The organism is Enterococcus devriesei, from assembly GCF_001885905.1.
GTDB classification, from domain to species: domain Bacteria; phylum Bacillota; class Bacilli; order Lactobacillales; family Enterococcaceae; genus Enterococcus_A; species Enterococcus_A devriesei.
The window spans coordinates 360507-370883 of sequence record NZ_JXKM01000004.1 but is presented as its reverse complement, the minus strand read 5'-3'; the positions used below and the strand labels follow the sequence as shown (position 1 = coordinate 370883).

Annotated in this window: 10 protein-coding genes and 2 other annotated features; of the genes, 4 read left to right on the top strand and 6 right to left on the bottom strand. The window is 40.0% G+C overall.

Annotated elements, in window-relative coordinates:
- Positions 1–98: 98 nt before the first annotated feature.
- Positions 99–317: a binding site (T-box leader), on the top strand.
- A gap of 123 nt (positions 318–440) precedes the next feature.
- Positions 441–1799: a branched-chain amino acid transport system II carrier protein gene (gene brnQ, locus RV00_RS08370; protein WP_071862144.1), complete on the top strand. Its 1359-nt coding sequence runs from the start codon at positions 441–443 to the stop codon at positions 1797–1799.
- A 142-nt stretch (positions 1800–1941) separates the two neighbouring features.
- Here brnQ and trhA read toward each other — a convergent pair whose 3' ends face one another.
- The 6 genes from trhA to RV00_RS08340 all read right to left on the bottom strand — a co-directional run bounded on the left by trhA (position 1942) and on the right by RV00_RS08340 (position 6120).
- Positions 1942–2577, bottom strand: a complete 636-nt coding sequence (gene trhA / locus RV00_RS08365; RefSeq protein ID WP_071862143.1) for a PAQR family membrane homeostasis protein TrhA — start codon at positions 2575–2577, stop codon at positions 1942–1944.
- Positions 2578–2665: 88 nt separating this feature from the next.
- On the bottom strand, positions 2666–2953 hold the full coding sequence (locus RV00_RS08360; RefSeq protein ID WP_071862142.1) for a hypothetical protein: 288 nt from the start codon (positions 2951–2953) through the stop codon (positions 2666–2668).
- A 130-nt stretch (positions 2954–3083) separates the two neighbouring features.
- Entirely contained in the window at positions 3084–3440 is a 357-nt protein-coding gene (locus RV00_RS08355) for a hypothetical protein (RefSeq protein ID WP_071862141.1), read from the bottom strand.
- Positions 3441–3569: 129 nt separating this feature from the next.
- On the bottom strand, positions 3570–4232 hold the full coding sequence (locus tag RV00_RS08350; protein ID WP_071862140.1) for a methionine ABC transporter permease: 663 nt from the start codon (positions 4230–4232) through the stop codon (positions 3570–3572).
- 28 nt (positions 4233–4260) lie between these two features.
- Positions 4261–5274, bottom strand: coding sequence for a methionine ABC transporter ATP-binding protein (locus tag RV00_RS08345; protein ID WP_071862139.1), 1014 nt, complete (start codon positions 5272–5274; stop codon positions 4261–4263).
- A 21-nt stretch (positions 5275–5295) separates the two neighbouring features.
- The gene (locus RV00_RS08340) at positions 5296–6120 is read right to left on the bottom strand and encodes a MetQ/NlpA family ABC transporter substrate-binding protein (protein WP_071862138.1); all 825 of its coding nucleotides are present in this window, start codon (positions 6118–6120) and stop codon (positions 5296–5298) included.
- 159 nt (positions 6121–6279) lie between these two features.
- Positions 6280–6512: a binding site (T-box leader), on the bottom strand.
- A gap of 135 nt (positions 6513–6647) precedes the next feature.
- Between RV00_RS08340 and RV00_RS08335 the strand changes: the two genes are divergently transcribed.
- The 3 genes from RV00_RS08335 (at position 6648) to RV00_RS08325 (ending at position 10083) form a co-directional block, all read left to right on the top strand.
- A complete protein-coding gene (locus RV00_RS08335; RefSeq protein ID WP_071862137.1) occupies positions 6648–7715 on the top strand; it encodes an iron-containing alcohol dehydrogenase family protein in 1068 nt (355 codons plus the stop codon).
- A 967-nt stretch (positions 7716–8682) separates the two neighbouring features.
- Positions 8683–9531, top strand: a complete 849-nt coding sequence (locus tag RV00_RS08330) for a ParA family protein (RefSeq protein ID WP_071862136.1) — start codon at positions 8683–8685, stop codon at positions 9529–9531.
- Between the two features lie 12 nt (positions 9532–9543).
- The gene (locus RV00_RS08325; protein ID WP_071862135.1) at positions 9544–10083 is read left to right on the top strand and encodes a hypothetical protein; all 540 of its coding nucleotides are present in this window, start codon (positions 9544–9546) and stop codon (positions 10081–10083) included.
- Positions 10084–10377: the final 294 nt, after the last annotated feature.

Genomic DNA, 10377 nt, shown 5'->3' with positions numbered 1-10377 from the left:
TCATATGAAAATTTTATACTTCCTTCATAGTCAAAAAAATTTACAGAATATTCTTGTAAAATTTTCAACTTCTGCTATGATAATAAAAAATCAAACATAGCAAAACGTTGAAGGAAACAGTAAAAGTAGCTTAGGGTTTTCAGAGAGCTGTTATTGGTGAGAGACAGCAATCCTATTTATTTTGAACATCATTCCTGAGTTGATGTCGATACGTAGAACATCATGGCTGCCACCATTATCTGGCTAGCGGATCGCTGTCATCGTCCGTGAAATAAGTTTAAAAAAGGTGGTACCGTTCGATTATTCGAGCCCTTTTCCCGTTGTCTCTCGGGAAAAGGGCTTTTTTTATTGAGAGGGGGGATAATTTTTGGAAGTTGATATTAGTGATATTCATCAGAAACAGCTTAGATCAGACACGTATATTTTAGGAGGAATTATTAATGGAAGTAACTACAAGAACACCCTCAACACGGGAATTAGTCGTATTAAGCTCTATGATCTTCGGAATGTTTTTTGGGTCTGGGAATCTCATCTTCCCCGTTCATTTAGGCCAATTAGCCGGAAGCCATTGGTTTTCCGCCAGTCTGGGGTTTGCGATCTCCGGTGCACTCTTCCCCTTATTGGCAATTTTGGCAGTAGTGGTAACCAATAGCGATGGTTTGTACGATCTTGCTCGACCCGTTGGCAAAAAATTCGCTGCCTTATTTCTCGTCCTCGTTCATTTAACGATCGGCCCTTTTTTTGGAACGCCGAGAACCGCAGCCACCGCCTTTGAAATCGGCCTAAAACCCTTCTTGCCTAGTCACTATTTTGGGATCGGCATGCTCTTATTTACAGCTCTATTTTTTGGCTTAGCTTACTTCTTAACCCTTCACCAAAACAAGCTCGTAGCGTATATTGGAAAATATTTGAATACTATTTTTCTCGCATTATTGGCCGTTGTATTCCTAATTGCCTTTTTAAAACCCATGGGGAATTTAAATCATCAGCCAACCGACGCTTATTGGACTCATGCTTTAACCAATGGCATCTTACAAGGATACAATACCGTTGATGCCGTTGCTTTACTTGCGTTGAGTGTGACTTTCGTGCGGGCAGTCAAAGCGATGGGCTTCAAGAAAAATACCGCCGCCGTCACTGCCAAAGCCGGAACTCTCAGTGTCTTATTAGAAGTTATCCTCTATTTTGGTTTGGTTCTAGTTGGCGCAATGAGTTTGAGTCGTTTTCCGCTTTCTGATAATGGTGGTGTCGCTTTGTCTCAATTGATTCGTTATTATTTATCCACTTTCGGCGGTGTGTTCTTAGGCGTCTTAGTGACACTAGGAGTTTTTACGACCGCGATGGGCTTACTCGTTTCTTTTGCTCAAGACTTCCATAAACTGTTTCCTAAGATCAGCTATAAAAGCTGGCTGCGGCTCACTGCAATTACATCATTTGTGATTGCCAACGCCGGTTTAGACAACATTATCCAATGGTCGTTGCCTGTCTTGATGCTACTATATCCGTTATCTTTGGCGTTGATCTTATTATCTTTGACTCATAACTATTTCAATAAACAATCGTTCGTTTATCAAGTAACCATGGTCTTTACTGTTGTCCCGGCCGTTTTAGACATGCTGGCCAACTCACCCAAAGTTGTCGCTTCTCAACCAGTCGTTGCCAGTCTGCTGCAGCTCTATCATGGCTATGTTCCCTTTGCCGCTTTAGGTCTAGGCTGGGTATTGCCAACTCTGATCGGCTTTACTTGCGCAGTAATATACGTAAAAGCTGTCCCAAGAGTAGTATTGGACTCAAAATAAGAACGGGTTTCACGAATCTGACATGGATATAGCTGCTGTAAAGCGATTTATTCATATGAAGATTTTATATTTGCTTTCAATAGTTAAAAATAAGGACTATGACAAGTTGTCATAGTCCTTATTTTTTTTAATGGCTATTCGCTTACAAATAAATCGAAAAGAACATTAACAAGGCTCCCAGCATCACAAACAAATGCCAAACTACATGCATAAAGCGTTTGTTTTTCATACTATAAAAGACCGAACCGACCGTATAGGCCACCCCGCCGCCAACCAATAGCAGCAAGCCCTTTAGGCCGACATTTTGATACAAACTGGGTAAGGCGATCACAACTGCCCAGCCCATTACATTATAAAGAATCGTTGAAAGCTTCGAAACCGATTTTACTTTGCTCAAGGTCAAACTCTTGTAGACGATCCCCACGATCGCTGCCAGCCAAATGATACTTAATAGCACGATCCCGATTGTCCCTTTAATATACAACAGACAATATGGCGTATAGGTTCCTGCGATCAGTAAGTAGATCGAACAATGATCGAAGACTTGAAATACTTTTTTCGCCTTCGTAAAAATCAAACTGTGGTACAAGGTCGATGCTAAAAACAACAGCAGCAGCGAGATCCCGTAAATCGTAAAGGAAACATAATCCAGCCCTGTCTCGGCCTTTCTTAACAGAAAAACAAACCCAACAATACTCAACACCACACCCACACCATGGGTCACCGCATTCAACACTTCATTTGTGATCTGATACTTTCGGCTAAATTTCATTTCCATTTACCTGTCACCTCGTACTCATTTATTAAAGATAATATATCACGGTTAACAAGATAATTCAATCTAGTTTTCAAAACTATTTGTTAAATTATCCTAAAACAATCCCCTCTTCGATCAAACGATAACCAAAGACCAATTCCTCGTTAAAGTAAATATCCGCCTCTTTTGACTCATTCAAGACTTTGACGAATTGATTCAAGGTCAAGCGAGTGTTGGCTTGCTGCTTTAAGACAATCTTGTTCGTCTCTACCTGTACCAGTAACTGGTTGGTTTCCTTTTCTCCCTCGCGGACGAAAACATAGGCATAAGTCGATAACTTTTTCATCTCACCCGCAGCATCTACTTGAATCGCCGTCAATAAATCCTTTGCTTTCACATTTTCCCCTCCTGCATCCAAAACTCTCTTTCTATTATACCCGCCTCGAAGAAAAAAAAGCCAAAAAGGAACCTTAGCTCAACGAATCAAGCTAAGGTTCCCTATTTTCATTATAACGATGATCCAGCAATCAGACAGTCTTGCGTCCGCGACGTTTGGGAACGACTTTCAACAGCACCAGATAAAAAGCGATGCCCACTAAAATAAAAATACCTACTTCGGGTAAACGAAGAGTCGCGATCCCGATCCCTAAGCCAGCTATCACTGCTCCATTCGCGTTTGAGCCGGCCGACTGACTCTGACCATAAAAAAAAGGCAAATTAAATCGTAATTCCATCAACACATAAAGGATGGCTAGGACGGCGATAAAAGCCCCCAAGCCGCGGGCGATTGACATTGGCAATTCAGGCTGCAGTTGCAGTTTAGCAAAATAGACAATCAGTGTGGTCACAACAAAGACAACGATTCGCAACCCATGCTTTTTCACAAGTTGTCTCCCCCTTTTTATTTTGGCTATTATTCTTTATTTTACCATCATTAACTCGCCAAATCATAATTGAGAGAACCGATTTTTTTGAGAAACGGTAAAAAGTCGGTTCGTCGTGACCTTCCTTTACTAGCTCCGATCCAAGCTTTTGGCAAGTTGATTGCCTAGTGACTGAACGATCTGGACTAAAACAATCAGTAAAAGAATCGTCGTATACATCACCGCAGGTTCATTTCGCAAAAAGCCATATTGATAGGCGATGCTGCCGAGGCCGCCAGCCCCCACCAGTCCTGCCATCGCCGTCGCACCGATCAGTCCGATCATCGCGATCGTCAAACCGCGAATGATTCCGCCCCGCGCCTCTCTTAACAAGACACTACGGATAATACGAAACTGACTGATTCCCATCGCTTGATATGCCTCGATCACGCCACCATCAACTTCCAGTAGCGACGTCTCCACCAGCCGGGCTAAATACGGCGCCGTATAAATGATCAGCGGCAACAACACCCCCTGCACCCCGATCGTGGTTCCTACAATCAACTTCGTCAAGGGTAAAATCAAAAACAATAAAATAATAAATGGCAATGACCGCAAAACATTAATGACGCTGTTCAGCACCGAATACAACGCTAAATTGCTGTTTAAGCCGCCAGGGCGTGCGATCACTAACAGCACCCCTAAAGGAATCCCGATCACAATCGACAAGCCCAGTGCAACACAGACCATTACTAGCGTCTGTCCCAGTCCTTCCACCACCACTGAACCCCACTGACTCCAAAATTCACTCATTGAACACCCTCACTTTCTCTCAATTTTATCAGCAAACCTCTTCAATCAAGACTCCCTGACTCTTGATATAGTCCTTTGCGGCTAGAAAATCCGCTTCCTCACCGCCAGAAAACTGGACTAATAATTGTCCGTGACGTTTCTCTTTCAAATAACCGATCGTGCCGCTTAAAATATTCGGTGACAACGCAAAATCCTTCGCGACCCGCGATAAAACGGGTTCCGTTGCTTCATCCCCGATAAATTGTAGTTGGACTAGCCGGCCAGTACCCTTATAGGCCGCTAAAACGTCTTCTGGGACGCCGTAGCTGTCATTTGAGCCAATGAATCGTTTCGTTGTTTCTTCTTTAGGACGGGTAAACAGATCGATCACAGGCCCAGCCTCCACAATCCTTCCTTCTTCCATCACCGCTACTCGGTCACAAATTTTCTGGACCACTTCGATTTCATGGGTAATTAGAAAAATTGTGATCCCCAGCTCTTGATTGATCTTCATCAGCAAACGCAAAATCGATTCCGTCGTTTCTGGATCAAGGGCACTCGTCGCCTCATCAGACAATAAAATCTCCGGCTCGTGAGCCAATGCCCGTGCGATCGCTACCCGCTGTCGTTGTCCGCCTGATAGTTGAGCGGGATAATTATCCTTGCGGTCCGTCAATCCCACAAGGGCCAAATACTTAGCCACTCGCTCAGCGATCACGTCCTTGGCCACACCTTCAAGCTTCAATGGCTTCGCGATATTTTCATAGACCGTCGCCGTCGATAGTAAATTATAGCCTTGAAAGATCATCCCAATCTTCCGTCTAGTTAACAATAATTCCTTTTTGTTAAGTTCTCGTAAATTCTGATCATTAATCAAAATATCCCCACTCGTCGGAGGCTCCAAAAAATTAATCATCCGGATCAAAGTGGATTTTCCCGCACCAGAATAACCCACTACGCCGAAAATCTCTCCCGCTTCGATGTTTAGATTGACCTCTTTAACCGCCTCAATCTGGCGCTTTTTTTGCTGATAAACTTTGGAGACATTTCTAAGCTCGATCATATGCATCCTCCTTCTTTTTCACTAAAATGCCGGAACAACCGAACCTTTGAATGTTTCCTCGATAAATTTCTTCGTTTCAGCCGAATGATAATATTTTTCGATTTCTTTAATGACTTTGTCGTCTTTGTTCTTCGTCCGTACCGCAAAAACATTGTAGTTTGGATTATTTTCTAACGGTTCATGATAGATCGCATCGTCATTGATCGTCAGCCCCGCCCCAAAGGCAAAGTTTGTATTGATTGCAGCAGCTGCTAATTCGCCAAGCTGTGAAGGGATCTGAGAAGCTTCCAATTCAACGATCTCGATGTTTTTAGGATTCTCAGCGATATCATTTTTGGTCGCTTTCACCTCTACCCCAGCTTTCAATTTCAACACACCGGCTTTTTCCAAAAGTTTCAACGCGCGAAACTCATTGGTTGGGTCATTCGGTACCCCTACCTTGTCTCCCGATTGAAGTTTACTTAAATTAGAAATCTTTTTAGAGTAAACCCCTAATGGGAAAGCCACTGTTTTAAAAGCAGAGCTGATCTGATAGTCTTTATCCTTCACTTGTTGCTCTAAGAAAGAGAGTGTTTGGTAGCTATTGCCGTCCAAATCACCATCATTTAACGCGGTGTTAGGCGTATTATAATCGTCAAAACTTTTTACGGTTAACTCTATTCCATCCTTCTTCGCTTGCTTGGCAACTTCTTCCATGATTTCCTGATGGGGACCTGAAGTCACCCCGATCGTCACTTTTTTCTGATCTAACGGTTTGGCCTCCCCTTTGCTGCCACACCCCGCCAATAATCCACTCACCGCAAACAACGCCACACTCAATACAATCCCTCTACCAAATCTTTTCATTCGTCATTCCTCCATTTTTTCATTTGAATCTCAATTTGCTAACAACTCGCTGCAATAGGTGGAAGGGCTCGCAATCGACTCTCATCGATTGTTCTATTCTGCTGAAGCAGGAAGAACAATTCGCAAAAAAGCTCGCCCTTTTCCGCACACTTTGTGCTGGAAAAGGACGAGCTTGCTCGTGTTACCACCTTTGTTTGCAACAGTCTCACAACTATCACCTCAACAAGTACAACTATACTTGAGCGTTGTTAACGAGCGCTGCCCCGTCACCGTCTACTTATCGACGCTGCCATTCAGAGACCATTTTCTAAATTCTTCCACATATCCGCTCTCACCTGCTCGGACTCTCTTTGATGCTTTATCATTTATACTTTTCTCTTCATCACGTTTTTGTTTTTCAAATTGATAAATCGTATCTTACACGTCTAAATGAATACTGTCAACTCTTTTTATCATCAAAAACACAATTGACTTTCATTTAAATTAGGAATAAACTAGTTGAAATTTAATTTTAGGAGCTGATCATTATGGATATCACTACCGAAGTCCGACCTGGCGCGAATCGCTATGTCAGTGGAGACAATATTTTGCAAAGCTTACCCAGCTATTTAGCTGATTTTAAGAAGGTCTCCATCGTTACTGGAGAAAAATCCTCGGAAGCCTTTAGAAAGTTTTACCATAAAGAGCTCCATTATCCGACGTTCCGCTATGATGGTAGTTCTAGTCATGAGAACGCCGTAGAAATCGCGAAAAAAATTCAGCAGTCGGACTTGATTCTGGCTATCGGTGCAGGACGCGTGATTGATACCGCCAAAATGGTTGCCGAAGAACTAAACGCTGAGCTGATAGTGATCCCAACCTTGATTTCCAACTGTGCACCTTTCACGCCGATTGTCGCTGTTTACCATCCAAATCGGACGTTTAAGGCCATAGGTTACATGAAGCGTGCGCCCTTTTTAACATTAGTTGATTGGAAATTTTTATTAGCCACGCCTAAAGAATATTTTGTCGCCGGTATTGGCGATACCTTAGCAAAATGGTACGAGATCGAGGGGATAACGAGAAATTTAGCAGAAGATGAGAAATCCGCCTACGTTCGGCTGGGAATCGCTAGTGCGAAGGCTATTCAAGAGCTTTTGCTCACCGATGCGATCCCTGCCATCCAGGATTTGGAAAATCGTCAAGCCTCCCCCGCCTTTAGTCGCGTGACCGATACGATCATTGGCTTAGCCGGTGAAACAGGCGGCTTTGCAGCAGGTTTTGGTCGCTCAGCCGGGGCACATGCCGTTCATGACGGCTTATCCTACCTTGAAAACACTCACGATCAACTCCATGGTAAAAAAGTTGCCTACGGTATCTTAGTCCAATTAGCTCATACGAATAATTTAGCAGAAATCGAAAATCTAAAGCCCTTCTACCAAGCGGCCGGTCTGCCCTTAAAGCTAGCTGAGTTAAATGTTTTTGATCTATCAGAAGAATCATTGACACCGGTTGTCAACCACGCAGCTTCTTTGAATGAAACCTTTAATATGGTCGACCCAACAATTACACCTCAAAAAATCTACCAAGCAATTCAAAAAGTCGAGTCTTTATAAAGTTTACTCTAACCCAATGAGGTCTACCTCATTGGGTTTTTGTTATATTCAAGTTTACCTTAATATTTATTCTAACAGTAAACTCTAATTAATATTGATATAAAAGTATTTAAAATAAAGTATACCTCATTTTGAAATAGGTTTACCTTAAATATAATTTAACGGTTTACTTTAAAAACTTAGCAAATTTCTTCATTTCAATCATAAAAAGTAAACTCTAATTCTATAATTAAAGTTTACATCAAACTAACTTTATAGAATATAAAAAGAAGTAAACCTTTATTAAATAGAGTTTACTTCTTTTTATATTTTTGTAGTTTACTTTATCTTAGTTTTCCAAAAAGTTTACTCCAACTAACTGATATAACGTTTACCTCATATTTATACAGTTTACTTATTAATGAATTATCCGGTTTACTTTATACAATTAATGTTTACTTTTTTAAATAATTTTTAAGTTTACTTTAACTATTAATATTTACTTTAAATTTAATTAATTCGGGTAAATCTAAATATCATAAGTTTACTTTTATCTTTTTAACAGTTGACCTTTTAATATTTAAAAGTTTACTATATTAAATAAAAGGTTTACTTTTTAAGTACATAAACACTTTAATAAAGGTATTTATGTATCTATATAGTTTACTTTAATAAATATGTAGTAAACTTCAATCTTTAATTAAGTATACTTCATACTATTTTATAGTAAACTTTTATTTTAAAAAGTTTACTATATTACTAATTATTAAGGTAAACTATTTTAACCCGTATTTCTAAGGTAATTTCATTTTTAAGTTTACTTATATTTTAAATTTGAAGTAAACTTTTATTATAAAAATTTTGAAGATTACTTCAATATAATTTGTCTTTATAGTTTACCTCATTAAAATAATTGTAGTAAACTTTATTGCTCTTTCAATCGTTTTATAGTAAACTTTAAAAGAGAACTAATGATTGGAGAATCTTTATGCCAAAAAAAGCTGAAACGTATGTAGTAGGAAATTTTAAGGGCGGCGTCGGTAAATCAACGACAGTTCAAATGCTGTCTTTTGAGAGTGCTTTTCGTAAGAATCGCAAAACCTTAGTAATCGATTTAGACCCGCAGGGAAATACGAGTGATGTTTTGTCTCTGACCGCGGAAAATTTTGGGAACGATACACTGCCGGAGGAATTTGATGCGACTATTTGGGAAGCGGTCCGCTCAGGGGACATCCAGTCTTCGATTTATCAAATCATTCCTAATTTGGATTTAATTCCTGCAAATATTTCATTTTCAGATTTTCCAGATTATATGATTGAAAAATATCCTGGTGATAAATTATTGCAATTTAAATATATAGAAGAGTTGATCGAACCGTTAAAAAGTATCTATGATGTCATCTATATCGACGTTCCACCGACGATCAGCACGTATTCAAATGCAGCCATGTATGTAGCAGAATATGTTATTGTGATCCTACAAACGCAGGTTAAATCACTAAAAGGCGCGCAGAACTACATTGATTACATGAATTTCTTCATTGAACAATACAACACCGACCTGGAAGTCGTGGGAATCGTTCCTTTTATGATGCAAAAACGTGATTCGGTAGACCAAGAGATCTATACCGCAGCAAAGGACATCTATGGGGCACACCTTTTAGATACCGTTGTTTTAAGTCAAAGCCGGTTAAAACGCTACGATGGCTCAGGAATTACTTATGAGATCAATAAAAATGGCAAAGTGGAGCAGTGGGATAAGCGTGCACATGAAGTTTTCGTCAATATTTTAGATGAAATTGACGAACATCGTCTGATATTAAGCGGAGAAGAGTAGGGGAGACGTTAAATGGCGAAAAAAATGAAGCTAGATTCGCTTTTAACGGCGAACAAGAAGAATAAGGGCATTGAAAAAATGTCCGAATATTCTAATCAGGATAAAGAGGAGAAGAAACCAAGTTCTCAGGATCTGTTAGCAAACCGAACCTTAAGTCAGGAAACTGATTTTCGACGTTCCGCCGCCCATGAAGAAACGCGGCACTTCAGCGAACGTCATCATCCCCAAGAAAATCCCACTCAAACTTCTGAAAATGAAGCAGGGAAGAGGGGGAGAAAGCGTCAATACTATGATCCTCGTTTAAAAGCGTTAGAAATGCAAAAAATTTCAGCACGAACTAAAATTCGTATGCAGAACTTGATCAACGCTAAGTTTGATGGCTATACTCCTGATAAGATGATTGATTATCTTTACGATTATTATTTAGAAAAAGGCTTGTCGCGAGACGACCGAAACTTCCTAAATCAGCTTGAAGAAGCCTCTATGGAGGAGTATAAAGGCAAGCCGAAATACCAAAAATTATTTAAAGAATTAGAAAACGATGAGAATTAGAACTAAAAAAAGTAAACCTCAATGCCGATTATATCCTGCGTTGAGGTTTACTTTTTTTAATGTTATCTTGTATTTCAGTTTACCTTTATTAACCTTAATTTTCTTTAAAAAGTTTACTTTTGTAGAAGATCAAGTCTTTTTTCTCTCCTGTGGATAACTAATAGAGTCCTTATCGAACATACTTTTTATCCACAGCTTTGATGGAAGAGGAGAGAATGTTTCGTTAAATTGAAGTTTACCGAAACAGATTTTGTATCCTTTAATAAAGTAAACCCTATTCATTTTTAATTCAAT